This is a genomic window from Pseudoalteromonas sp. QJM3NY_22 (genome assembly GCF_056173065.1).
The window spans coordinates 2,296,213-2,322,696 of the sequence record NZ_CM149655.1; the positions used below are offsets into that span (position 1 = coordinate 2,296,213).

21 protein-coding genes and 1 pseudogene are annotated in these 26,484 nt (G+C 40.4%); 6 read left to right on the forward strand and 16 right to left on the reverse strand.

The window, feature by feature from the left end; genetic code table 11:
• Positions 1-17 precede the first annotated feature (17 nt).
• From AC0VZ4_RS10385 to tnpA, 4 genes are all read right to left on the reverse strand, one after another.
• Positions 18-1,277, reverse strand: coding sequence for an IS4 family transposase (locus tag AC0VZ4_RS10385; RefSeq protein ID WP_337119945.1), 1,260 nt, complete (start codon positions 1,275-1,277; stop codon positions 18-20).
• Between the two features lie 99 nt (positions 1,278-1,376).
• Entirely contained in the window at positions 1,377-2,900 is a 1,524-nt protein-coding gene (tnpC, locus tag AC0VZ4_RS10390) for an IS66 family transposase (protein WP_475439612.1), read from the reverse strand.
• Between the two features lie 95 nt (positions 2,901-2,995).
• Complete coding sequence (gene tnpB, locus AC0VZ4_RS10395; protein ID WP_475439613.1) at positions 2,996-3,343, reverse strand: IS66 family insertion sequence element accessory protein TnpB; 348 nt, start codon at positions 3,341-3,343, stop codon at positions 2,996-2,998.
• The gene (gene tnpA, locus AC0VZ4_RS10400) at positions 3,340-3,639 is read right to left on the reverse strand and encodes an IS66 family insertion sequence element accessory protein TnpA (RefSeq protein ID WP_475439614.1); all 300 of its coding nucleotides are present in this window, start codon (positions 3,637-3,639) and stop codon (positions 3,340-3,342) included. The genes tnpB and tnpA overlap by 4 nt, the downstream gene beginning before the upstream one ends.
• A gap of 80 nt (positions 3,640-3,719) precedes the next feature.
• Here tnpA and AC0VZ4_RS10405 point away from each other — a divergent pair.
• Positions 3,720-4,055: pseudogene (locus AC0VZ4_RS10405) on the forward strand (transposase); the annotation flags it as partial.
• A 28-nt stretch (positions 4,056-4,083) separates the two neighbouring features.
• Here the strand turns inward: AC0VZ4_RS10405 and AC0VZ4_RS10410 are convergent.
• Positions 4,084-4,950 carry a PhzF family phenazine biosynthesis protein gene (locus AC0VZ4_RS10410; protein WP_475439615.1) on the reverse strand — a complete coding sequence of 289 codons (867 nt, stop codon included), beginning with the start codon at positions 4,948-4,950 and terminating at the stop codon, positions 4,084-4,086.
• A 349-nt stretch (positions 4,951-5,299) separates the two neighbouring features.
• On the opposite strand from AC0VZ4_RS10410, the gene AC0VZ4_RS10415 reads away from it, so the two are divergent.
• Entirely contained in the window at positions 5,300-6,568 is a 1,269-nt protein-coding gene (locus AC0VZ4_RS10415; RefSeq protein WP_475439589.1) for an IS110 family RNA-guided transposase, read from the forward strand.
• A gap of 28 nt (positions 6,569-6,596) precedes the next feature.
• Here the strand turns inward: AC0VZ4_RS10415 and AC0VZ4_RS10420 are convergent, their stop codons facing one another.
• The 3 genes from AC0VZ4_RS10420 to ltrA (AC0VZ4_RS10430) form a co-directional block, all read right to left on the reverse strand.
• On the reverse strand, positions 6,597-7,226 hold the full coding sequence (locus AC0VZ4_RS10420; RefSeq protein ID WP_017006644.1) for a hypothetical protein: 630 nt from the start codon (positions 7,224-7,226) through the stop codon (positions 6,597-6,599).
• A gap of 224 nt (positions 7,227-7,450) precedes the next feature.
• Positions 7,451-8,989, reverse strand: coding sequence for a transposase (locus AC0VZ4_RS10425; RefSeq protein WP_475439616.1), 1,539 nt, complete (start codon positions 8,987-8,989; stop codon positions 7,451-7,453).
• Between the two features lie 235 nt (positions 8,990-9,224).
• Positions 9,225-10,514 (reverse strand): group II intron reverse transcriptase/maturase, encoded by a 1,290-nt coding sequence (ltrA, locus tag AC0VZ4_RS10430; protein WP_475439617.1) that lies wholly within the window; start codon positions 10,512-10,514, stop codon positions 9,225-9,227.
• A 1,189-nt stretch (positions 10,515-11,703) separates the two neighbouring features.
• On the opposite strand from ltrA (AC0VZ4_RS10430), the gene ltrA (AC0VZ4_RS10435) reads away from it, so the two are divergent.
• Together ltrA (AC0VZ4_RS10435) and ltrA (AC0VZ4_RS10440) are read left to right on the forward strand one after the other, a co-directional pair.
• On the forward strand, positions 11,704-13,059 hold the full coding sequence (gene ltrA, locus AC0VZ4_RS10435; protein WP_475439584.1) for a group II intron reverse transcriptase/maturase: 1,356 nt from the start codon (positions 11,704-11,706) through the stop codon (positions 13,057-13,059).
• 660 nt (positions 13,060-13,719) lie between these two features.
• The gene (ltrA, locus tag AC0VZ4_RS10440) at positions 13,720-15,075 is read left to right on the forward strand and encodes a group II intron reverse transcriptase/maturase (protein WP_475439618.1); all 1,356 of its coding nucleotides are present in this window, start codon (positions 13,720-13,722) and stop codon (positions 15,073-15,075) included.
• 68 nt (positions 15,076-15,143) lie between these two features.
• Here the strand turns inward: ltrA (AC0VZ4_RS10440) and AC0VZ4_RS10445 are convergent, their stop codons facing one another.
• The 3 genes from AC0VZ4_RS10445 to AC0VZ4_RS10455 all read right to left on the reverse strand — a co-directional run bounded on the left by AC0VZ4_RS10445 (position 15,144) and on the right by AC0VZ4_RS10455 (position 18,356).
• Positions 15,144-16,922 (reverse strand): hypothetical protein, encoded by a 1,779-nt coding sequence (locus AC0VZ4_RS10445; protein ID WP_475439619.1) that lies wholly within the window; start codon positions 16,920-16,922, stop codon positions 15,144-15,146.
• Between the two features lie 252 nt (positions 16,923-17,174).
• A complete protein-coding gene (locus AC0VZ4_RS10450) occupies positions 17,175-17,813 on the reverse strand; it encodes a cold shock domain-containing protein (RefSeq protein WP_475439620.1) in 639 nt (212 codons plus the stop codon).
• 156 nt (positions 17,814-17,969) lie between these two features.
• Entirely contained in the window at positions 17,970-18,356 is a 387-nt protein-coding gene (locus tag AC0VZ4_RS10455) for a DUF421 domain-containing protein (RefSeq protein WP_475439621.1), read from the reverse strand.
• Between the two features lie 216 nt (positions 18,357-18,572).
• Between AC0VZ4_RS10455 and gloA the strand changes: the two genes are divergently transcribed.
• Both gloA and AC0VZ4_RS10465 read left to right on the forward strand, forming a co-directional pair.
• Entirely contained in the window at positions 18,573-19,100 is a 528-nt protein-coding gene (gloA, locus tag AC0VZ4_RS10460) for a lactoylglutathione lyase (protein ID WP_008133768.1), read from the forward strand.
• A 131-nt stretch (positions 19,101-19,231) separates the two neighbouring features.
• Complete coding sequence (locus tag AC0VZ4_RS10465) at positions 19,232-20,557, forward strand: IS4 family transposase (protein ID WP_475439622.1); 1,326 nt, start codon at positions 19,232-19,234, stop codon at positions 20,555-20,557.
• 50 nt (positions 20,558-20,607) lie between these two features.
• Here the strand turns inward: AC0VZ4_RS10465 and htpX are convergent, their stop codons facing one another.
• The 5 genes from htpX to AC0VZ4_RS10490 all read right to left on the reverse strand — a co-directional run bounded on the left by htpX (position 20,608) and on the right by AC0VZ4_RS10490 (position 26,484).
• Positions 20,608-21,471, reverse strand: a complete 864-nt coding sequence (htpX, locus tag AC0VZ4_RS10470) for a protease HtpX (protein WP_475439623.1) — start codon at positions 21,469-21,471, stop codon at positions 20,608-20,610.
• A gap of 212 nt (positions 21,472-21,683) precedes the next feature.
• Positions 21,684-23,639: an FAD-dependent oxidoreductase gene (locus tag AC0VZ4_RS10475; RefSeq protein WP_475439624.1), complete on the reverse strand. Its 1,956-nt coding sequence runs from the start codon at positions 23,637-23,639 to the stop codon at positions 21,684-21,686.
• A 121-nt stretch (positions 23,640-23,760) separates the two neighbouring features.
• Positions 23,761-24,444, reverse strand: a complete 684-nt coding sequence (gene bioD / locus AC0VZ4_RS10480) for a dethiobiotin synthase (RefSeq protein ID WP_475439625.1) — start codon at positions 24,442-24,444, stop codon at positions 23,761-23,763.
• Between the two features lie 28 nt (positions 24,445-24,472).
• Positions 24,473-25,336, reverse strand: a complete 864-nt coding sequence (locus tag AC0VZ4_RS10485) for a methyltransferase domain-containing protein (protein WP_475439626.1) — start codon at positions 25,334-25,336, stop codon at positions 24,473-24,475.
• Entirely contained in the window at positions 25,333-26,484 is a 1,152-nt protein-coding gene (locus tag AC0VZ4_RS10490; RefSeq protein ID WP_475439627.1) for an aminotransferase class I/II-fold pyridoxal phosphate-dependent enzyme, read from the reverse strand. Before AC0VZ4_RS10490 ends, AC0VZ4_RS10485 begins: the two co-directional genes overlap by 4 nt.

Here is a 26,484-nt window from a genome sequence, read left to right on the forward strand (position 1 = left end):
ACCTCATAGCTTAGTTCTTAAGGAACACAGACCGTGTGACTTCCTATCTTAAAACGGCAAATATCATTGTTTTTCTCAATGCTTTGCCGCTTACAATTTACCGCTAGTAGCTCAAATACACGATGTATCTTATGGCTGCACCGTGTTTGTTCTATGCAATCCAGAATATCATCCAACCAAAGATAACTGCACTTACTCGCTCTAAATGTCGAGATCGCACACTTAAACATACCCGCTGCACTATGGCAGATAAAACGCTTGATAAGTGTTTGCAGTATGCTCAGCCAAACCAATGATTCGGCAATATGAGGATCTCGTGTGATGAACCCTTTAAGGTTATTCCATGACTTTAGTTCTTTGAAAAACAACTCAATTTGCCAACGAGTTGCATATATATCGAGTAGCTCGTCAAAGCTAAACTGTGCCTCTTTTAAATTAGTAACAAGGAAAACGGGGCGCTTTTCATTCGGTAAATAGATAAGCCTGTACTCGGGCCCATTTTTCTTCCAACGTACTGTTAATTCAAGTGGTTGGCTTGCGAATTTATCGAGTAACGTTTTGATTTTAATGTTCTTTTCTTTAAGTTCTATACCCGCGCAATAAGCTGATGTAACGATTGGGTTAATGTTTTTATTTGCTCTGATCAAAAAATATCCGCCATCTTGAGCTACTTGCTCAAAGTAATCTAAGTCAAAATACCCAGCATCAGCAAGTAATAACGTATCTTCAAGTGTGTGGCTACCTGGTAAAAAGGCGCGCTCAGTTTCAACATCAGGACGAATATCTATTTCGCAGGGTTGTTCATTAAATAGGTCATAGGTAACGTGCAACTCAATTGCGGCAGGACTTACAGCAGTAAAACGACCAGCAAAAACCTGCGCTAATTCATCATGTAGAGCAAATGAAGAACCATCTTGCAATAACACTCGCTGTATTCCTCGCTGGGTAAAAAAGGTTTTATCCAGCGTGTTTACAGTCAATTTAGACATCGCTTGAATAACGAGCTCACGGACAAGCTCAGTCAAGGCTGGTTTTCGAATTTGATTATGAAAGGGTTTATAACTTATCGTGCAATCAGCCTGCGTTCGCAAGTTTTGATGGATATCTGACAAGTTAGCGTCTTGCAGGCAAGATAAGCTTTTAAATACGGCTTTGAGCAGAGAAACGATCGACAGGCAACGGTGTCGAACTTGAAATCCAGAGGTTTTTGCAAGCTCAATGAGGTGTTTTTCTGAGATAAGGGCTTTTAATTGGTTTGAAACTTGGTTAATCTGCATGTGAACTCTGTTTTTAGTCATGTTTTTATTGGCGTAACTATTTGATCATTAACAGAGTTCAACTTCAAGTTTTCTTAAGATCCAACCTATGAACGGCACCTAGCTTTGCTTAATGTTCCAAGGTAGCAGTGGCGCTAGATTATCTGGCTGCTCAGCAAGGTGCTGTAAGCAAGTAGAGATATAGTCATGCACCACAAGGTCATTTGCCTTTGCGGTTTCAACAAGACTGTAGAGTATGGCGCTGGCATGTGCACCATTGCAGGTATTTGAGAATAACCAGTTTTTTCGCCCTATCACGAACGGTTTTATTGCTCGCTCTGCACGGTTATTATCAATACTGAGCCTGCCATCATCGAGGTAACGCCTGAATTTCTCAAACTGATTTATCGCATAGCTAATTGCTTTACCTAGCGCCATTTTGGGAGGGATTTTATCTTTGTGCTTTATCAACCATCGATACAATTCATCAACGATTGGTTTCGCTTTTTGTTGCCTAACATTGAATTTTTCATCGTGCGTTTTATCTTTGATGCTTTGTTCAATACCGTAAAGTTTGCCTATCAGGTTGAGTGCAACATCCGCTTTACCTGTTTTTTTATTCTTCCCTTTCGCTTCGATGAATTTACGACGGATATGGGCTAGACATGCCACGAGTGTTGCTTTTGTTTGCTCGTACGCCTTGTAGCCATCTACCTGCATATAGTCTTGATAACCATCAAGAAAATCAACCACACAGTGTCCTGCGCGACTGTTATGATAATCAAACAGGACAATATTCGTGCCTTTACCCTGTTTATCATCGCCACAACAATACAACCACATATAGCTGGTCGCTTTATCTGCGTTAATAACGTTGAGCGGGGTTTCATCACCATGAATAACTGCTTGAGATAACAACGCCTCTTTTAAGCGTTGATACAAGGGGGACAGCAGGTCTGCGCAGCGTAGCATCCAACTCGACATGGTTTGCCTACTCAACTCAATACCGATATCGGCAAACAATGTTTCTTGACGATAAAGCGGTAAGCCAAACTGATATTTACACATGATTATTTGGCTCAGCAAGCTGGGCGTTGCGATGCTTTTTGGGATCGCTGTTGTGGGCATAAGGGCGGTTTTTACCACACTTTCAATGCCTTCACGCTCACAGTGACGGCACGTATATTTAGGACGAATGGTTTTGATAACTTTGATATGCGCTGGCACAAACTCGAGCGCTTCACTGCTGCTTTCACCCATTTTATGTAGTGGGCTGTGACAGCAATCACACATTTTGCCATCCTCTTCAAGGTCAACAATCACCTCAATTCGCGGTAACTGCGCCGGCAGTGGGCGGCGTTTCGGTTTGGCTTTTTCTTTCTTTACTGAGGCCGGTGTCGCCAATAGCGCTTTATCATGTTCATCAAGAATATCTTCTGCTTCATTGAATACTTCGCCTGCCCCCGGCATCTTTTCAGATTTCTTGGCGTACTCTTTGGCAAGCTTAGCGTTATAAGCTTGCAGTAATTCGTGAATTTGCGCATCTTTTTCAGCTAACTTTTCATCCATAAGCTGTTGCAACTCAAGCACCATGCGCTTGAGTTGTTCTGGGTCGTCAGGAAGTGAGTGTACATCAATTTTCATGTTCGCAATTTAACAGAATTTGACGCTGTTTTCTTGCTTGACGCAAAGATAAAACAGACGGTGTGGCAACGATCATTTACTGTCAATATGATCGATTAGATCATCGATTGATACTGCAATTCTTCATGACCAAGCACATCATATCCCGACAACAACCAATCCAGTTGTTCAGGACTGAGTTCAAATTCCTGCAAGCTGATTTTATTTGGCCATTTAAACTTTTGTTTTTCTAAGCGCTTATACCATAAAGCAAACCCCGTTTTATCCCAGTAAACGAGCTTGAGTTTATCTTTCGCTTTATTGCAGAATAAGAATAATGCGCCAGTATAAGCATCACGCTCAAGTTCGCCTTCAACGATTGCGATTAGACCATCAATGGATTTTCGAAAATCCACGGCCTCGCGGTGTAAATAAATACTTTTTGGTTCGACAAACATTTTCATAAGGCAAGCTCGCGTAACAGTTGACTCAGATAAGTGGCAGGCATTGTGGGTGGCAAGCTGACGTTTACTTTGCCGATAGTGAGGGTGATTGACTGTTGCTGTTCGATAACGTCAACGTGTTTAGTCACTTTAGCGCGAACAAAGCTGCCTGATGATTCATTAAGCTTACTTCGTGCGGCATAAAAAGTTGTTTTTGATAAAGCATTTTGCTGGCAATAGTCAGTGATAGTTAAATTACTGACTTGTTGTTCTTCGATAATACAGCGCCACTGTTCAAGGCTGCGTGTTTTTCTCATGACTATCTCCTCATTGAAATTCGGAAATAGCTTAATCATTTTGACGAGTGACTGGCAGGTGCACTTTGCTAGACGCTTACCAAAAATACGCAGGCATTGCTCTAGTAACCGAACGCAGTGGCAAAAAGGAATGGATACACTGGCGATACTCGTGCACTAAATTTTTAAGGCAAACATTTGTGGAATGGGCTGGATTATCTGTGCGTTATTCATTTTGGGCTAAAGCCTATTATCGGCAGCAAGAAGCCAAAGGAAAACCTCATAATACCATCATCAGATCATTGGCATTTAAGTGGATACGAATCCTATTTAGGTGCTGGAAAACACATACGCCCTACGATGAATCAACTTACTTAACCGCATTGAAAAGTAAGGGATCACCGCTGTTAAAATTTGCGGTGGAAAGTGAGCTTTAGCGCTTGCTGTCCACCTCAGGGCGTGTTGTTATACGGGAATTACCACCTTACCAATGATACTCGCAAAACCACCAACTTTCACATTGATTACAGTAGAGTTATCAGATTTAACAGATGCTGTAATTATAGAAGTACAACCCATAGCTCTACCTTGCTCAAAAACATAGTCACATCCCAAAGCTAGATACTCTGTGAGATAACATGCTAAAGCACCACTAGAGCTGCCCGTAGCTGATTCTTCTGAGATACCAAATAATGGAGCAAAATTACGACAGCTTGCTGTAAGTCTACTTTCAGGTTCACAAAGTTCAAAAACATGAAAACCAACAACTTTATGTTTTTCGCAAAAGTTAGCGATTAGTTCATCATCTGGTTCTATTACATCTAAATATCCGTTAGGGACAGGAATAATCACATCAGGTAGCCCCGTAGAAATAACTTCAATAGGTAATTTCGTGCTTTCTAGTATGCTGCTTTCAATACCAATAATTTTTGAAATTTCTTGGTATTGAAAGGTATCTAATTTTTGCGGTAATTGCTGCTCCATCACTACTTTACCATTTGACTCGATGATAACTGGTAACATTCCAACTTTCGTGCGTTGAACATAAGAGCCTGCTGCAAGAATACCTTTTTGGTACAGAATAGAAAAAGTTGCTAATGTAGCGTGACCGCAAAAGTCAACTTCGCCTGTTGTAGTATAGAAAGAGACTTCATAATCAACTTCGTCATCATTGGAAACAAAAGCCGTTTCTGAATATCCTACAGCTTGTGCAATTTTCAGTTTTTGAGTATCCGATAGTTGGTCGGCATTCAAGACAACACCCGCAGGGTTTCCGCCTTTTCCATTTATTGTAAATGAGTTTACCAAAGCAACTTCGATATTAACCAACACTCTGTCTCCCGTATAACGCCCCAATAAGGGGCTAAAAATTGTTTGCTAAAATGTGTAGCGAAGCGAAACCGAGCAAACTGTTTTTAGTCCCGCTTGATTGCCTTATAGTTACTCCGTTCCATTAATTAATGTATTTACCTATCTCATTAATACATGGAATATGCTTCTGTTGATCACGAATATTTGAGCGGAAACAATCAATGTTTGTAACAAGACTTTCGGATCAACAGAAGTTATTTGTTTCAATACGCATACTCAGGGATTGTCGTAATGCCGACTATCTATAAGACCTGCGAGAAACACTATTAGCCTCTATCTATTCTTTCACTTTACCTCTAGGAGGCCCAAAATGGAAGCCTTTAACGTCTCAGATTTTGCTGCCCTTATCGGGATCGATTGGGCCGACCGTAAACACGATATTTGTGAAATAAATCGCGACACAAATACACAACATTTAAGTGTGATTTCCTCTGAGCCTAAGTCAATTAATGCATGGGCGCTTGGGTTAAAACAACGCTACAACGGCAGATCTGTTGCTGTCGCGTGTGAGCTAAAAAAAGGCCCACTTATATATGCACTCAGTAAATTTAAGCACATTGTATTATTTGTGATTAACCCATCAAGTGTTGCTAAATACCGTGCTGCATTTACGCACAGCGGGGCGAAAGATGATCCTACTGATGCAATTATTCAAGTTGAAATCTTACAACTTCATATGGATAAATTAACGGTTATTAGGCCGGATTCAGAGGACGTTAGGTGTCTTGCGCAGCTTGTCGAATACAGACGTAAACTAGTACAAGATCGTGTTAATTTAACCAATAAAATAGCCACAACGCTAAAAAATTATTATCCCCACGTGATTGATTGGTTTAAAGAAAAAGACACTCAAATATTCTGTGACTTCTTACTGCGCTGGCCCTCTCTTGCTCACGCTAAAAAAGCGAGGAAACAAACACTACTCGACTTCTTTAATCAACATAATTCCCGCTACCCACTCGTTAATGAAAAGCGGATAAAAGAAATAAAAGATGCTGAAATTCTCACCGAAGATATGGCGGTGATCACGCCAAACTTATTACTTATTGAATGCCTCGTTCCGCAACTTAAACAGCTAATGTTGGCAATAACACGATTTGATGACGAAATTAAAACACTTTATAAGCAACATACAGATCGCGCTATTTTTGATAGTTTACCTGGGGCGGGGCCACAATTAGCACCTCGATTATTAGCCGCTATGGGGTCAAATCGTGACCGCTATAAGTGCGCCGCTGACATACAAAAATACGCAGGCATTGCTCCAGTAACCGAACGCAGTGGCAAAAAGGAATGGATACACTGGCGATACTCATGCACTAAATTTTTAAGGCAAACATTTGTGGAATGGGCTGGATTATCTGTGCGTTATTCATTTTGGGCTAAAGCCTATTATCGGCAGCAAGAAGCCAAAGGAAAACCTCATAATACCATCATCAGATCATTGGCATTTAAGTGGATACGAATCCTATTTAGGTGCTGGAAAACACATACGCCCTACGATGAATCAACTTACTTAACCGCATTGAAAAGTAAGGGATCACCGCTGTTAAAATTTGCGGTGGAAAGTGAGCTTTAGCGCTTGCTGTCCACCTCAGGGCGTGTTGTTAGGCAAATTTACCTACGAGAATGACAGAATTATATACACCATCATTTTCATTAATTATATCTTCGGTGGTTGTCTTAAATGAAACATAAAATGAACAATCAAGGTCACTTAAAACGTTATCTAACTCTATCTCTGTATCTTCAACATTTTTTTCATTTAAGTAATAAGGAACGATAAATGAAAGTGCTAATCCAAAATCTTGATAATCAGTTGCTGCTGTCGTAGTTTTTACATCTTCAAAAGCGTTAGCTAGGCTAGCTTTGATTTTTGTTTTTAAACATTTTCTATTATTTTCTGGCATATATAAAAACAAGTGTTTTGCTTCGCAAATTACATCTAAGCCTTGAAAGTGAAAATAAAGGTCTACACGACCCATTTTTCTTTCTGATTTTTCACCTTTTTCAGAAGAAAATTCCTCTTGGGCAAAACCACCTCTGCGCCATACAGCACCAGCAAGAGCACTAATATTTGAGCGCTCATTGTACCAATAAAGGTTATCACCACTTTCAGTTAACTCGATATAGTCCCTATTTAGTTTTAGCCATTCTTCAAATATGGGTTTTATTTTGTCAAATTTCTTTTTATCTTTATTGACTACTATTTTTGAATCTACACCAAACAACTCCATCTGGAATCCTCTGCTTTATTTGCCTAACGAGCCTGTAGATTAACTCGTTTTTAAATTTATTTTTATTGATAAATAGACCATAGCTGAGTTCCAATTTTGATTCAATTGATTACTGTATTTTTCATAGAATATAAAAGCTGGTTTGGTATTGTTTTAACTGGCGTTTTGGAAGGAGTTACGGGTGTTTCAGTGGCTTTATTTTGGCTTAAAAGGGGTTGCCTCTCTTAATGCATCGTGTTTTTCAGCTTTTCTATATTATGAACAAGGCAATACAGTTGCCATTGGGCGTTCACTTTCGTTTGACCCCGTAAGGTCAATTTATTCATCCCTTTATTCACTGTAATGTTTCCGAACACTGGCTCAATACAGCCTAATCGCTTACTGTATTGTCGTCGCCCTATGGGGCTATCTATTTTTACTTTCATTTTGTCTACATAGCTCAGCTTTTTGCGTGATTCATTATTTATAAACTGAACTTGTCGTCCCCTGTCTATCGGTGGTTTTCGCATGCATTGCTGTTGTAGCGGGCACGCTTTACAGTCTTTTAAGTAACCGCAGAATCGCGTGTATTGCTGATTGTGACTTTTTACATTTATACCACTTCGCCACATATCATTACCTGCTGGGCAGCGGCATGTTTGGGTTGCTTCATCATAATGAAAATCATCTGAGGTAAATAAGCGTGGCTTGCCTTTGCTGCGTTTTAGCCGGCGCTTTTCTTGCTCCGTTTCGTATGTTTCGCTGTCTTTAAACAGCGGATTTCGTTTTCTAAACTGATTATCCGCAATGTAGGTATCGAACCCACTTTTCGCCATATATTCAAGGTTCACTTCGCTGTTAAACCCGCTGTCTGCGGTGAATTTAATGGTGTGTTTATCTGCCATTTTTTCTGTATTGAGTTTAGCGAGTTGCTGTTTTAATTGCTTAACAGCTGGCTGTAGAGTTTGTTGTTCGCCCACCGACCCCCACGCTTGTGCTTGCAGGATGATTTGATGTTTGTCATCGTTTATCGCTATGCCGTTATAGCCTTGAATTGTCCCTTTTGACGTGGTCATTTTCGCGCTATCAGGGTCAGTGATATTACTTTTAACAGGCTTGCCTTTACTGCCTATTTTTTCTTTGTGAGTGGCTAAGAACTCGGTAATTTTATCTGCACTTTTATCCAGCTTTTCTTTTTGTTTTAAGTCCTGAGTTATCAACTCTTCGCCCAGACCATCTTCTGATTGGTGGCGTTCAATAATACGTTTACTTGCGCGTTCTAGTTTTGCTTTTTTGCGGCCTAACTCATCGAATGTGCCACTCCACTCTTTACTCGCATTGGACTTTAATTTACATCCATCAATGGCAAACATGTTGCGGCCTATCAAGTCTTCCTCATCACATATCATCAGCACTTGCGTAAAAAGTGGCTCAATCTGTTCATGCATTTTAGCCACAAAACCCGCTATAGATGTGTAATGTGGCTGGATATCACCCGACACACTCATAAATAAAATGTTCGTCTCACACGCTTTAGCAATTCGGCGACTACTAATTAAACCATGTGCATAGCCCAGTAAAATAATCTTTAACATTACCGAAGGCGGATACGCAGCAGCGCCCGTTTTGTCGTTGTTATACCACGCGTCAAATCCCGATAAATCGAGTTTATTTTCGACGATATAACAAAGGGCATATTCAAATGTGCCAGGCAGAATCTGCTCAGCGAAATTGATAGGAATGAATTTATTTTGACAGGATAAGTCAGGCTTATAGTTAGCCATAACAGTTTACCATGGGTGAATAATATCTATTAGATCACAGCGAATAGATGGATTCAAGGTTAAAAAGCAACCAACCAAGAATAGTTGTGTATGTTCCTAAAAAGAGTAATTCTACAGCCTATCGTGGTAGAGCGACCTATTGCTAGGCCGACCCCACACAGATCCGGACGTGCGGAACTACCGCATCCGGCTCTTCAGTTATATATTCACTCGTGTAAAAAAAAAACACACGACCCTAGTACCAATCAACAAGGATATTTCGCTTGCTGACTTTGATACTCTCAATGTTAAAATACCCTATCATCTTCTTGAAATTACTCCAGTTATAACTTTGTCGACCACTGCGTCTGTTCAACCATTTATATAAACTATGTAGCACATAGTCATATATTGTGGATAAGCTTCGGCTGTTGTCTGGTAAACCAAAGTAATTTCTAAATCCTAACAGTTTTCGTCTCAATTGAGGTAGCCAGCTTTTCAATTTTAATGAATACCTTGCTTTGATCCATCGATAATATTCACTCAGCGTCGCCTTTTGCTTCTTCGCAGCCGTTCGTCGCCTAAGTCGTGGCTTACCATTTGAATCTGTGCCCCAATAGAACTCAAACCCTAGAAATACAAAGTGACGTTTTCGACCAACATGAAATCTACTAAATCGCATTAGCGAGGTTTTGTCTTGCGCAACGTCTAAATTAAATTTCTTTAATCGCTTGGGTAACACTTTATAAAAGCGCTCTGCGTCATTTGCAAATTGAAATGCGCAAACAAAATCGTCTGCATAGCGGATCATCATTGCACTTCCACGCATCCTCGGCTTTACTTTCTTTTCAAACCAGAGATCTAAAGCATAATGCAGATATATATTAGCCAACACTGGGCTGATAATTCCACCTTGAGGGCTTCCACTTGATGGTTTAGTGAATACGCCATCGGGTGATTTTATCCGCGCTTTTAACCACTGGTTGATTAAATTAAGCATTGCCTTATCATCAATGCGTAACGCTAACATTTTCATCAGCCATTCATGCTCAAGGTTGTCGAAGAAGCCTTTAATGTCAGCTTCAACGATATAACCATATCCTTTAAATTGAAGATTCATTGTTAGGCTATGTACTGCTTGATGTGCACTTTTATTCGGCCTATACCCATAGCTATTGCGCATAAAGTCTTGCTCCCAGATACTTTGCAGGATCTGACTAACACTTTGTTGCACAAGTTTGTCATCAACTGTTGGAAGCCCTAGCGGTCGTTCTTTACCATTGGATTTTGGGATGTAGATGCGTTTAATATCATTAACTCGATAACTTTTCTGTTTGAGTTGCTGACTTAAACGTTCGATATTTTCAATTAACGTCAACTTGTATTTTGGCATCGTAATGCCATCAATACCCGGACTGGCTAATTTATTGAGTTGACCCCAGCTTTCATACAGGCTTGCGGCATCTAGCAATCCATATAGATTCTGAAACCTGTGCTTAGGGTGAGTATGTGCTTTAAATGCAAGGGTATTAAGTGTTGTTGTCATAATATTTCCAGCCCTACTTTGTCCGGTCTATGTGTTGACTTAGTACCCGATATAACTGTCAGCTCCTTCGCCATGTACAGGGCTTTCCCCTGCCCAGACTACTATGGGCTGATCTGACTTCCAAAAGGTCATCGTTAGCTTTGCTTTTCGTTAAGCTTTCCTACCACCATCCTTGTGGAACACCTTTGGATCTCTCAAGTTCTCAAACCATCTCTTTATACATGCCACGGCTTTGAAACTCCGCTGACTCGCCACAACCTTACTAACACGGCTGTTTTGCATGGACTTCGGTGGCGTTGCAAACCTCGTCAGTCAGATCTAATATTTATCGGAGCGATATCAGCACTTCAGGATCACGATAACCCCTATGGCCTACATAATTCTCTGTGTACGCTTCGCCAATCTTGTTCGTGTGATGCTATCCTCATAACTGAAAAGCAATTGCTAATCCCACACTCCGCCAAAGGCGCAACACTCGATACAGGAGGTTAGTTAGACCTTGCCCGACAGGGACTTGCACCCTGCAAGATGGATCAAGCTTAGCTTGACGCACCAACGCCCCATTAAGAGGCAAATGATAGTTGGCTAAAATAAGCGACGAAGGAGCAAATAGCCAACTGTTATTGTCCTGCTTGAATGGCTTGTGTACGCCCGACATGGGCATTGACTTATGAGGTGAAAGTCCTCTGTAGGAAGATCACCATTTAAATAACACACTGTTATTAAACGATAACTACTAGCGAATGGCAAGGGCTAAATCGCGAGAGATAGTCTAGAGGAAGCCGCTAGCAAATCTGTGAGCTGATGAACAAAAACATCATATGAGGCGTAGGCTGGAGACGAGCTAGCACAAGATAGCGAAGTCATGTGATCTAACGGCCACCGTAAATGATGCAGTTGTGCAGAGAAAGTCGATGCACCTTATTCGGGGAGATCTGATAAACACGCATCCGCGCTAATGCTTGAAGATTACCAGTTAGGGACTGGTTGTTCAACCCTTGGCGCTTTGGTTGCTGCGACCTACAGCGAGCGAAATAGCAGTAAACAAGCGTTAGTTTCGACGCGCTTTATCGAGTAATCGCTAGAGTGATTTATCAGAAGTCAGCAGACGGCATAGTAGCCCAACACTTATCGTAATGGATAAGACATGGTGAAGGCCTGAACATCTTAACCAGAGGAGATACTACAAATGAACTTGAATTCACATAGATCACCGTGTTGTGATAGTGATGAACAGCGTTCTATGGTGAATAATACCTCGAATGAATACAACCAAACAAATCATGACCTGATGGCAAGGGTACTGAGCAACCACAATATTAGCGCTTCATGGCAACATGTTAAGCGCAATAAAGGGGCTGCGGGTATTGATAATATGAGTATTGAGGAATTTAATGACTTCGCTAAGTTACATTGGCTGGGTATTAAACAACAATTACTTAGCGGCACTTATCAACCCTTGCCAGTCAAACGCGTGATAATACCTAAACCTGATGGCGGTGAGCGAATGCTTGGGATCCCCTCTGTTATCGACAGAGTGATCCAACAAGCCATTGCTCAAGTGATTAGCCCTTTCTTTGAGCCTCAATTTTCACCACATAGTTATGGTTATCGCCCTCATAAAAGAGCCAGTCAAGCAGTGGACCATGTTCAATCTTGTGTTAAACAAGGTTGCAAAACAGCGGTTGATATTGACTTGTCTAAGTTCTTTGATGAGGTAAACCATGACATGCTGATGAATCGTGTTGGTCGTAAAATCAAAGACAAAGCACTCATGCACCTACTCGGTAAATACCTACGAGCAGGGATCGCAGAGCGCGAAAAGGGTCTGTGGTTTGAGTCAACCAAAGGAGTCCCTCAAGGTGGGCCATTATCCCCTTTACTTTCCAATATTTTACTCGATGAATTAGATAAGAAGCTAACCTACAAACACCTTAAGTTTGCACGTTACGCTGATGACATAATCATTTTAGTAAAAACGAAAAGTGAAGGGCTAATAATCCAACGGGAAATTACTGCGTTTATCACTCAGCGATTAAAACTCAAAGTGAATGAATCGAAAAGTCGAGTCGGTCCCGTATCAGGCTCGAAATTTCTTGGGTTTACCTTCCGCTACGCTCAAGTGCAGATCCACGAACAGGCGCTAAAGAAATTTAAAGCAAATGTAAGAGAACTCACTAACCGCAACTGGGGGATCTCAATGACCCTACAAATTCATAAACTCACGCAGTATTTACGTGGCTGGGGACACTATTACCTAATAGCCAACGCTTATCAGTTAACGGTGGATTTAGATCATTGGATCCGCCGTAGGATAAGAATGTGCTACTGGCGGCAATGGCGTAAACCACGTACGAAAGTACGCAGTTTAATGAAATTGGGTGTTAGCGAGCGACTCGCCATAGCCTGTGGTATCACCAGTAAAGGCCCTTGTAGAAGCTCAAAAACAAAAGGAATTAACATTGCGCTAGGTAATGACTATTTAGCATCACAAGGTTTAGTGTCATTGAAAGATATTTGGATCAATATTCATTACGGGAGATGAACCGCCCATTGCGGACCCGCATGATGGGTGGTGTGGGGGCTGGAGGTTAGAGACCTCCGGCTACCCGATGTACGCCCGACATGGGCATTGACTTATGAGGTGAAAGTCCTCTGTAGGAAGATCACCGTTTAAATAACATGCTGTTATTAAACGATAACTACTAGCGAATGGCAAGGGCTAAATCGCGAGAGATAGTCTGGAGGAAGCCGCTAGCAAATCTGCGAGCTGATGAACAAAAACATCATATGAGGCGTAGGCTGGAGACGAGCTAGCACAAGATAGCGAAGTCATGTGATCTAACGGCCACCGTAAATGATGCAGTTGTGCAGAGAAAGTCGATGCACCTTATTCGGGGAGATCTGATAAACACGCATCCGCGCTAATGCTTGAAGATTACCAGTTAGGGACTGGTTGTTCAACCCTTGGCGCTTTGGTTGCTGCGACCTACAGCGAGCGAAATAGCAGTAAACAAGCGTTAGTTTAGACGCGCTTTATCGAGTAATCGCTAGAGTGATTTATCAGAAGTCAGCAGACGGCATACGACTGCATGGATGCAGGAGGTAGAGCAACGCAGGAGCAGTTGCCGAGTAGCCCAACACTTATCGTAATGGATAAGACATGGTGAAGGCCTGAACATCTTAACCAGAGGAGATACTACAAATGAACTTGAATTCACATAGATCACCGTGTTGTGATAGTGATGAACAGCGTTCTATGGTGAATAATACCTCGAATGAATACAACCAAACAAATCATGACCTGATGGCAAGGGTACTGAGCAACCACAATATTAGCGCTGCATGGCAACATGTTAAGCGCAATAAAGGGGCTGCGGGTATTGATAATATGAGTATTGAGGAATTTAATGACTTCGCTAAGTTACATTGGCTGGGTATTAAACAACAATTACTTAGCGGCACTTATCAACCCTTGCCAGTCAAACGCGTGATGATACCTAAACCTGATGGCGGTGAGCGAATGCTTGGGATCCCCTCTGTTATCGACAGAGTGATCCAACAAGCTATTGCTCAAGTGATTAGCCCTTACTTTGAGCCTCTATTTTCACCACATAGTTATGGTTATCGCCCTCATAAAAGAGCCAGCCAAGCAGTAAATCATGTTCAATCTTGTGTTAAACAAGGTTATAAAACAGCAGTTGATATTGACTTGTCTAAGTTCTTTGATGAAGTAAACCATGACATGCTGATGAATCGTGTTGGTCGTAAAGTCAAAGACAAAGCACTCATGCGCCTACTTGGTAAATACCTCCGAGCGGGGATCGCAGAGCGCGAAACGGGTCTGTGGTTTGAGTCAACCAAAGGAGTCCCTCAAGGTGGGCCATTATCCCCTTTACTTTCCAATATTTTACTCGATGAATTAGATAAGAAGCTAACCTACAAACACCTTAAGTTTGCACGTTACGCTGATGACATAATCATTTTAGTAAAAACGAAAAGTGAAGGGCTAATAATCCAACGGGAAATTACTGCGTTTATCACTCAGCGATTAAAACTCAAAGTGAATGAATCGAAAAGTCGAGTCGGTCCAGTATCAGGCTCGAAATTTCTTGGGTTTACCTTCCGCTACGCTCAAGTGCAGATCCACGAACAGGCGCTAAAGAAATTTAAAGCAAATGTAAGAGAACTCACTAACCGCAACTGGGGGATCTCAATGACCCTACAAATTCATAAACTCACGCAGTATTTACGTGGCTGGGGACACTATTACCTAATAGCCAACGCTTATCAGTTAACGGTGGATTTAGATCATTGGATCCGCCGTAGGATAAGAATGTGCTACTGGCGGCAATGGCGTAAACCACGTACGAAAGTACGCAGTTTAATAAAACTGGGTGTTAGCGAACGACTCGCGATAGCCTGTGGTATCACCAGTAAAGGGCCTTGTCGAAGCTCAAAAACAAAAGGAATTAACATTGCGCTAGGCAATGACTATTTAGCATCACAAGGTTTAGTGTCATTGAGAGATATTTGGATCGGTATTCATTACGGGAGATGAACCGCCCATTGCGGACCCGCATGATGGGTGGTGTGGGGGCTGGAGGTTAGAGACCTCCGGCTACCCGATTATACCTCTTGCAAATACAATTCTGTTCCTTTTTTAATGGGCATACTTAATGCGATCCCCACCTCTCCGATATTTGCGTCATCGACATCACTTCCATTAAGCTGAATAGAATTAATCGTTAATTTTGATAACTTTCCATCTTTCTTACCTATTAACGTCGAACCTGTTTTTATAGTACATGTATCTGTTAAATTTAAGATTGCTATTTCACCATTCTTAAATACTTCATTTGAAACTCCAATCGATATTGTGTTCCTTGGCTCCAAGGTAATTAAACCAAAATCAAACAAACTGTCTCTAACCTCTTCTTTAGTTAGGATTCCATCCTGAATTAAAAAATATGCTTCGTACAAGCTGTAAGCTGTTATCAGCCCTCTCTTTTCAAGTTTGGCATCGTTAATTTGGTTTTCAGTGAATGGTGGATTTGTTCTATTTTTTGGAGCTAAATATCGTTGATGGTTTACTATGTATAGGCCAAACACATCAAATTTTCCGCGTTGTTCAGCCCTTCTATATTTTATTTTACTGATTTGAGAACAAGCTTTATCGGTTGATGTTCCGCCAATACCTTTAATCTCAATTACAAGAAGACCTTTATCAGTTTCAATTTGAAGATCTTCTTCAAATATGTCTGTTACTTTTTCATCCATATCCACGACTGAATCAAAACCTAGCCAAACCAAATATTCCTGAATAGGTTTAACTAAATCATCACCTGTTTGATAAATCAACTCATGTAGAAAACTATACTGCTCTCTTGTTTTTTTAATTTCTTGCTCTATTTTTTGAAGGTTTTTTTTATACTCAATCCCAAGATCGGATTTCTGTTTCAATAACTCCCCTTCATTGGGCAATAAGTATTCACCGTTATCTAGCCAGCCAAATTCACCGTGATATGGAAAAATATCAGGCATAATGTCAGGAAGGTATGTTTTAAACAACTCACTAATAAACTGACTTTTTTCATTAATATCAGGAAAAACTAGTACTAAACAATTATCAACAAAATGGGCGTAGCTGATGATTTCTTCACGATCATTAAGCAAAAGTGGGATAAAATCTTCGCTATTTTGATATTTACCATCTTTCCATATGGTAGGGTGATTAAAAACATTACTGTACTCAATTTCATTCAGGTGTTTTTCAAATATTGAAGATATTTTATTACCTTTTGCAATAACAGACTTATTTCCATGCCTTTTGGATCTAGAAGCGACTGAACTATAAAAATTTAAATTAGAATAAGAACATTTACCTGTTACTTCACTACCACGAGATGTTATTTCAACAAATTCGTAGTCTGCATTATGCTCTTGTCCACAAAAAGCAATAACGATCGATTTCTTTTTTATTATCTCTTGGATTTCATTAGATACGATATTTACAGAGAATGGTCTTGGATCGAAAATTTTCTCAGGGAAGCGACTAAGCAAGGCGTGGGCTTTAGAGCCTTTATTATTATCTAAACTATGGTCATCATGAGAAAAATCTTCTATTTTATTACCTGTCATGTCTAACATGAGGATATCAAACTCATGTAAATTTTTTGGATAGTCATGATTAAGCTTCATCAGTTTTTCAGCGTACTTCTCGTTGTTCACTCTAATGCAAGAACCAAAACTACCTTGAGTACAGTTAAACTGTAACCGTTCAAGTTCTTGTAATACATCATCATTAAAATCAAATAAGCAGATCATAGGATGTTGATGAACTTCAGGTTGTTTATTTACGAATTCAGCCACAGGTTGAACTTCTTTTTGTTTTGACTTTCCAAACATAGATTACATAATCCCGATTGACACGATTGAGGTATAACAGCTTATTGAACCCCACTTTGGGGGGTTATAACACACCAAAACGGCGTATATTACATTGTTCGATAATTACAATTGCTACTCAGTAGCCTTAGTTATTTAACCCCATAACGACTTTTAATAATGTTATGGGACAAATTGCGTACCACTGTATTTTTATACAGCACACAGTAAAACCCATCTTAAATTTAACCTTTAGCTAAACGGTTTATAAAATTACCATTCATTTTGAAACCTTGTATCGTTCTCACAAGGATCGCCATCACCATCACCATCCATTTTTGTATTAGGGCAGTTATTAATAAAAAACACCGCCTCTTCGCGTGAGCGCATTTCAGTACAATATTGCCTACCATCGCAGGTAAAATTTTGCGTGCTTTTAGGAATAATGATTTTTGGAATAACGACTTTAGGATATTTTTCATCAAAAGTAGCTAAATCGTCATTGGTGGCTAAATCATTGGTAATAACGGGTGTTTGGCTGCTTGAGTGAGTGTTGTATTTATTAATCGCATAAAAACAAAGTGCAGCAATAAGCGCAATTGAGGCGACTTTACCTAAAAAGCTACTGGCAAAATTAGATTTGGCAATGCGATGCGGCTGGTTATTGTTTTTTTGGTTAGGTGCTTTTAGTAATTTAAGCTCTGCAACGCCTTCTATGCGGCAGTTAACTGCTTTGCTTTTACCGTCGGACTGTGTTGCAACGTCAAAGTAAATAGTGTCGCCAACTTTTGGCTTGCGGCTCATGTGTTTGAGCGCTGATATGTGTATAAATGTGTCGTGCTCTAGGATGTCTGATTTAATAAAACCAAAACCTTTGTCGGTTTTCCACGACTTTAACAATCCTTTGTTCATTTATCCACCTGTTCTGCTTAAGCTGCGATTTACGCAAATTCCATTTAGTTAACACTTGTTATTATACGTTCCAGAATTAAAACCATGCAACAAGTAATATTATTTACAGTTATTTTAAATCTTCAAATTAATGGTATTTGTCAGCCGATTAAATAGCTAAAAAACATCTTTTAACGCAGTTTTAGAGCCACTGTTATTGTGCGCTATTACACTAAAACTGCCGTCTGTTTCGAGCACGACTGCGGCTACATCTTCAATGGCTAATATGCCTGCACCACGAATAGCAGCGCGAATTTCTGATTTAGTTACCCGCTGCGATTTAAGTGCAGCAGCGCAGTATTCACCATCACTCATTAAAAATGTGGGCTCTGCTTTTATAAGCACTGCAAATTTTGACGAGCGCACACTAAGCCACGTAATAATATATTGCAGCCCTATTAATACGACAAAGGCAAGTATGCCCTCAGCTAACGGAACACTTTTTGAAATAATAACAGACGCCAATATAGAGCCCAGCGCAATGGTGACTATAAAATCGAACACGTAATAACCCCTGAATATCATCGTAAAACATAGTGGCTCCTTGTATTTAAAATTACTTATAGCGTTTAGTTAAACCGTACACGCATACAAATTAAAGCTATATGAATAAAAGGGTAAGTAATGAGTTAAAGCAGTTTAAATTTAACTTATGGTTGATTATGATAGCTTAAGCATTATATCTCTATTTTCGCTTCTTAATTTATACAAAGGATTACCATGTCTAGCTATAACGAATCTCCAGAGCAAATTGAACAAGCCACTAAAGGCTATGTGATGCAGCAAACTATGTTGCGTATTAAAGATCCCAAACCGTCGCTCGAATTTTATCAAAATGTATTAGGTATGAAGCTGTTAGGTAAGTATGACTTTCCTGAAATGAAGTTTACATTGTACTTTTTAGGCTACGAGCCAGAGCAGCCAGAAGGTGATGATAAAACCAAAGCTAAATGGGTATTTGGTCGCCCTGCACTCATTGAGCTTACCCATAACTGGGGCACAGAAAACGACGACAGCTTTGAGGGCTACCACAGCGGTAACCAAGAACCTAAAGGATTTGGTCACATTGGTATTAGTGTACCCGATGTATACGCAGCCAGTGAACGCTTTGCAAAGTACGATGTAGAATTTGTGAAAAAGCCAGACGATGGCTCAATGAAGGGCTTAGCATTTATAAAAGACCCTGACGGTTACTGGATAGAAATACTCTCACCAGAAGGCATTACCGATATTATTTTTGGTAAATAACCAGCTTACTACACACTAAAAAGCCAGCTATTACGCTTAATGCCGATCAGTTAAGAAATATTTGACGATCCATTGACCGATCTTCTGGTTAGTTTATAAAGGCTTCTGAATTTATTCAGGAGCCTTTTATTTTGCAACTCACTACCGCACTTTCTCTTGCCAATAGCTACGCACCCAATTCAGAAGGCTTAGGTCAACTGAGTGATTTTTTATGTCCTGAGTTTATCAAACAATGCGCTGAAACCGCTGGTGTCGCGACGATAAGGAAAAGAAGGCTTCCTGTTGAGATGGCCGTTTGGACAGTCATTTGTATGTCGTTTTATCGTGAAGACCCACTGTGGAGTATTGTCAGTAAATTAGGGCTCGCTTTACCAGGTAAAAAAGAACTCGTTGCACCCAGTGCGGTTGTACAGGCTAGGCAGCGGCTTGGGGCTGATGCCGTTAAACAGGTTTTTGAGAAAAGTCAGCAAATGTGGAATGCTGATGCGAACCATCCCACATGGTGCGGGCTATCACTACTGGGTGTTGATGGTGTTATTTGGCGCACACCGGATACTGCTGAAAATCAACATGCATTCTCCGTGTGGAAAAATCAGCATGGTGACACGGCTTTCCCTCAGGTTCGCATGGTGTGTTTGATGGAGTTAACTAGCCATTTATTAATGGGGAGCGCCTTTGATAGTTGTCGTACTAGTGAAATGGTGTTGGCTGAAGACTTAATCGAGGCAACACCCGATAACTCACTGACGTTATTTGATAGAGGCTTCTATTCTCTAGGCTTACTCAATCGTTGGCATCATGCTGGGGAAAATAGGCATTGGCTTCAACCGATGAGAAAAGGCACGCAATATGAAATTGTTCGCTCTTTAGGTCGTCAAGACAAACTTATCAAGCTAAAAGCAACAGCACAAGCGAGAAAAAAGTTCGACGATTTACCACAGAGCATTGAAGTCAGGCTAGTCACAAAAACGGTTAAGGGGAAAGAGGTGAATATACTCACTTCACTGACTGATCCAATGCGTTTCCCTAAGGCTGACATTGTTGACCTCTATAGTGAACGGTGGGAAATTGAACTTGGTTATCGAGAAATGAAACAAACGTTACTGAATAGTCACTTCACGCTACGCAGCAAGAAACCTGAGATGATAGCGCAAGAATTATGGGGCGTAATGTTGAGCTATAACTTGCTCCGATACCAGATGGTGAAAATGGCGCAGAAAAAGTCTGGAATATATGCAAAACACCTGAGTTTTACGACGTGTGCTATTAGTATTATTAACCTTATTCATACAATGTTTATAGAAAATGCAGGACGGATACCTAAATCAATAGAGCAATTACAAGCTCAAGTTGAACATCACATATTGCCGATAAAACGGGAGCGGGCGTATCCGAGGTGTGTGAAACCAAAACCCAGTAAATACCCCAATAAAAAACGCCAGTCAGCTGTTAACTGACTGGCATTAAGCTATTACGCTGGCTTTTGTGTTTGTAAATAAGAGTTAGCTTATTTACGCAGAGCGTCTATTCGCGCATCAAGCGGTGGGTGCGATGAAAACAGTTCAGCAACACCTTTACCACTTGCAATACCAAAGGCCATCATTGAGCCTTGTAATTGCGACAGCTGGTTTTGCTTTAATCGCTCAAGGGCTGATCGCATTTTGTCAGCACCTACCAATTTAGCTGCGCCGCTGTCGGCTGCAAATTCACGCTTACGGCTGTAACTAGCCACCACTATGCTTGCAAGCACACCAAATAATACTTGGAATAACATATCGAATAAGAAGTATGTCCAGCTACTGCCGCCCTCTTCCTCATCGCTATTAATAAAGTTATCTACAATGCCAGCCAATACTTTTGCGGCAAATATTACAAAGGTGTTTACCACGCCTTGTATTAGCGTAAGCGTTACCATGTCGCCGTTAGCCACGTGCGATACTTCGTGGGCAAGTACGGCTTCGGCCTGATCTTTGGTCATGTTGTGCATTAAGCCTGTGCTTACTGCCACTAACGAGTTGTTTTTACTTGGGCCCGTTGCAAACGCGTTCATTTCTGGGCTGTCGTAAATAGCCACTTCTGGCATTTTAATGCCTGCTTTTTGTGCTTGGGCAGATACCGTTTGTACAAGCCAATGTTCGGTTTCGTTTCGAGGCTGCGTAATTACATGCGCGCCTGTTGATTTTTTAGCGATCCATTTCGACATAAATAACGAAATAAACGATCCACCAAAACCAAATACGGTGGCTATAAGTAAAATTCCGCCAAGGCTACGATGGCTTAAGCCCAGCGCACTCATTATTATTGAAAGCACTACACCTAATACCAACATAACCGCTAGGTTAGTTAATAAAAACAAAAATATACGTTTCATATTGTCCTCACAAAAATAGGTTTGATCACCGAACATAAAATTAAATTAGGTTAAAGCAATCACTGCGTTATGACACACTATGTCATAACGTTAACGCTATTCTGTGACAAACTATGTCATAACACAAGTGTTATTTATGTGTTTATTGATAATTTTTTTAAGAAGCGTTTTACAGCAAATTTAAGACTAAAGTTTCTTTATAAGTCAGCTTATTACAAGCTGTTATTAAGCTCTGCCATATCAATTGGAAAACCACGCTCGTGTGCCAACATGCGTGCAATTTCGTCAATTTCGTCAATTTTGTCAATTTTGTCAATTTTGTCAATTTTGTCAATTTTGTCAATTTTGTCAATTTTGTCAATTTTGTCAATTTTGTCAATTTTGTCAATTTTGTCAATTTTGTCAATTTTGTCAATTTTGTCAATTTTGTCAATTTTGTCAATTTTGTCAATTTTGTCAATTTTGTCAATTTTGTCAATTTTGTCAATTTTGTCAATTTTGTCAATTTTGTCAATTTTGTCAATTTTGTCAATTTTGTCAATTTTGTCAATTTTGTCAATTTTGTCAATTTTGTCAATTTTGTCAATTTTGTCAATTTTGTCAATTTTGTCAATTTTGTCAATTTTGTCAATTTTGTCAATTTTGTCAATTTTGTCAATTTTGTCAATTTTGTCAATTTTGTCAATTTTGTCACCGCTATTATGTTTAAGATACGACCATTGGTGTGTACTACGGTGATAATTTACAGCAGGATCGCTGCTTATTATTCCTAATTTTATAAACTCACCCACTATTTGATCTGCCGCTATTAACGTTGACGATGCTTTAACATTTTCGGCCCGTGCATAATTAATATGCGAATATAAACTTACATCGGCTACGCGCAAAGTGTCGTCATCCCCTGGGATTTGTTGCCCGCCAAACAAGGCATTATTTTGTGTGCTAGCAGTTTTAAATGCAGGGACAAACTCGGCTACATACTCAATTGCTGTTTGGGTGCGTGTTTGCAAAGCTCCTTCATCCCAGCCATTTTTAATACAGTGCAGGTATTTATTGGGAATTTTAGGCTGTGCGCTCATTGGCGTTGCATCAGCTAAGCCATCATTAAACAATGTAATGTTGTTAGTCATGCCATGTATTTGAAAATATCCGTTAGGGTAAGGCGTTAGCTGCGCCATACCTTCTGGCGTACCACGGTTACCATAAATGATTATTTCGGGTATTTGCCCACCAGCACCTTGCCAATGAGTAATGTAAGAGGCTTTAAATTCGACCATGCGTTTTACATCTACACCAACCAGGTCGTCAATAATACCGGTTTGAAAACCACACGCATTAATTAGGTAATCTACCTCAATGGTTTGTGTATCAGATTGTTCATCAAGGCTTGGCTCTGATTGGTATTCAATGCACCACTTATGTGTTTGCTTATCTTTATTGGTATTTATAACTGGCGATACATTTTTAACACTGGTGCTTGTTAAAACATGAGCGTGTTTGTACTGTGCAAGGGCGAGTTGTGCACTGGCCGATAAACGAAATATATTCCAACCATATTCTTGTGCAACAATAAGCGGAAACTTTAGCTTATCTAAATCTAAATGCTTAGCCACGGGTATCATCCACTCATCTAACGACGTGGGCTTGGCTACTTGTTTTTGTTTAGCAAGCTTTAGCATTTGCTCATAACTATATAACTGATAATAATGCTCTGGCTCGCCTAATACTTTATTAGCGCTGTCTTGCTCTACAAGCTCGCTGTAGGCTTTTACTAATTTATTTAAACGCGGAAATAAATCCTCCGGGGCGTCGTCATCGCGCTTAGGCACTGCAAATACTGTGGGGCGAACATCGATGGTGTGAGGATAAAGGCGCGCAATATCTATACATTGCTTGAGTAAATCTATGCAGTCTTCGTCGGGTATTTCGCGATATAAATTACCACCTGCATGCAAATGGCACATTGGTGGGCCATCAATTAACGACTTTTTCTTTTCAAGTACATAAGTCTCTAACCCTAACGCAGCAAGCCTAATGGCTATTGTGGCGCCAGCTGTGCCCCCACCTATTATGCCTACGCGTTTTTTAGGTAAGCCATAGTTTAGTGCTTTTGGCTCAGCGCTTACGTGCGCATCTGGGGCGTAGCTTTCAATAAATGGGTGCGTCATATAGTCGTTATGTCCTTAGTAACATTGTCTTTAAGCAAGCTATGTATTTATAAACGTTTATATGTGTACTAAGGCTGACTATTTCAAGATTTACCTAAAAAAGTAACTTTTTTAAAACCACTTAAGTGTTAATAGATAACGCACTAAGCAAGCTTTTGTATATTTGTAACTTAGGAGTTTGCTCGCTGTATGGGCTTATAGCAAGTATTGGAAACGGTAAACGTGCTTTAAGTGAATCAAGGTTTGCTTGGTATTCGTCCATGTTTTTATCAACTTGGTTTGCTATCCAGCCAACGCAGTTTATACCCATACTTTGCATATGCGCAGCGGTTAGTAACGCATGATTTAAGCAACCTAGTTTCATACCAACAACGAGTATTACCGGCAGTTGCTCTGCTTTAACCCAGTCGTATAAATAATCGTTTTTATTAATAGGTAACGCCCAGCCACCAGCGCCTTCGGTAAGTATGTAATTAGCGCCCTGTTGTTTTACGTTTTTATAAGCATCACTAAGTTTATCAATAGTAATACTAACTCCAACTTGCTCAGCGGCTATGTGCGGCGCAATAGGGGGTGCAAACGCAAACGGATTTACTACGTCGTATTTACCGCTCACTGTTGCACTTTCCATTAGTATAAGGGCATCGATGTTTACTAGTTGATCGAACGCCATTTCGCAGCCAGCAGCAAGGGGCTTAAAGCCAATAGCTTGTTTTTTATGTTGGGCAAGTAACTTTAATAGCAAACTGGTAACGTGGGTTTTTCCGGCATCGGTGTCGGTGCCTGTTATAAAAAATTCTTTCATGCGTTGCCTTTAATGTATTTGGGCTTATTTAGTGTTTTTCTAATGATAACAGCACCACATGATAAGACACACATGCTTTGTTATTTATAAGCGGATACGCACTGCATACTTTTTGTAGCGACGATTTGGTAAGTAGCCCTTGGCGCGTATTGGTATGATTTTGCGTAGTAGCGCCAATAGCCTTAATGGAGGCGATAGCTTTTAAAGGTGTTGTGTATTCATCGGTGTAAATACGTTTTTTAGCGCTGTTAATAATAAACCCTGCATTTTGGACTGATTGGTTTATATGCAATTCACTATTAAAGGTATTTATGTGGCTGTTTGAATCAAGCGCGGCAAAGGCTGTTTTTATTTCGTTAAGTGAGCCCTCTACCACAGTGCTTATGTACGCCCGCCCGCCTGGTTTTAATATACTGTAAAGTGATTGCATTAAAGCCGAAAAATTAGCAGACCACTGCACTGCAAAGTTACTGTAAATAACATCAACACTGTTTGCTTGTAGCGGTAAGTTATCCATATCGGCGCATATTTTTGGTGCGGTTAAATTACTACTTTGCAGCATGTTTATGCTCAAATCCATGGCAATAACGCTTGTAAACATACTTTGTAAGGTATGCGTATTAACAAGCGGGCCTGCGCCTAAATCAACACAAAGCTTATTTTTATTAATGCCTGGTTTTATTAGCGCAAATAGATCGCTCGCTGCGTGTTTTTGAACATTTGCATGGGTGTTATAACTCGCCGCCGCTTTTGAAAACTTACTTTGTGTAGACTTTTTAAGCTCCTTGCTTAGCTCTCGACTTGGCTCTCTATTTAACTCGCTACTCACTAGGCACGGTTTTACAAGTTGTGTTTGCACTAGGTCTGTTTTTAATACTGGCTGAGCAGTCATGCTACTGCACCTACTAAATGCTTAACTAAGTGCGTTATGTCTTGCTCCGTATGAGCGGCAGTAAGTGTAATGCGCAAACGTGAGGTGTTATGTGCCACCGTGGGCGGACGGATAGCGGTAAGCCAAATGCCTTGCTGCTTTAATTTTTCAGCCGCTTGCAACGTTTGCTCAGCGCAGCCTAATACAATGGGTTGTATGGCTGTGTTTGATTGCATTACAGCAATATTGTGAGTTTTAGCGAGTTCCTTAAATAACGCAATATTGGCATTTAGCTTATCGCGTTTATCATCAGCTGTTTTTATGTTTTTAATACGCGCAAGAGTGTGACTTGCCATAAGCGGCGACATAGCAGTTGAATACGTGTAATCGCGATTAAATTGCAGCATGTAATCAATAAACTGTTTACTGCCTAATACACACGCGCCGCTACTAGCCACTGCTTTACCAAAGGTAATGACTAATATATCTGGCAGCGTTTGAGTAATAAACGCTTCGCAACTGCCCAAACCGGTTTTACCTAATGCACCAAAGCCGTGTGCGTCATCAATCATTAGCCATGCGTTGTGCTGTTTTGCAAGTGCGAGTAATTCTTTAAGAGGCGCTATATCGCCATCCATCGAAAATACGCCTTCGCTTATAATAAGCTTGTTTTGCGCTTTTGATTTTTCGAGCCGTGAACGTAAATGGTTCATGTCGTTGTGATTAAAACGCACTAAAGCCGCGTTAGAGTGCATAGCCCCGTCAATCAAACTTGCATGATTTAACTTATCTTGAAAAATAGCGCTGTTTTGCGCAGCCGCTTTATCTTGAAACAACGCTTTAATTACGCTGCTATTAGCGCTAAACCCTGAGTTAAATAGCATTCCTGCGCCATAACCAAATTGCCCGCATAAGTATTGTTCAAGCGCTTTTTGCTGCGCCTGATAACCGGTAACCAATGCTGAGCTGTGGCTGCCTAATGCTTGGGAGTCATTAAGATTAACAGCCACATCACCAAAACCTAAGTAATCGTTACTGGCAAAATTAAGATAGGTTTTATTATTAACCGTTATGGTACGCACTGTTGCATATTGCACTACGTGGCGTTTACGAAGTAACGCATCTTGCTGGCGAGCCTGCAGATGCGTATTTATAAAATCAAAAGGCAT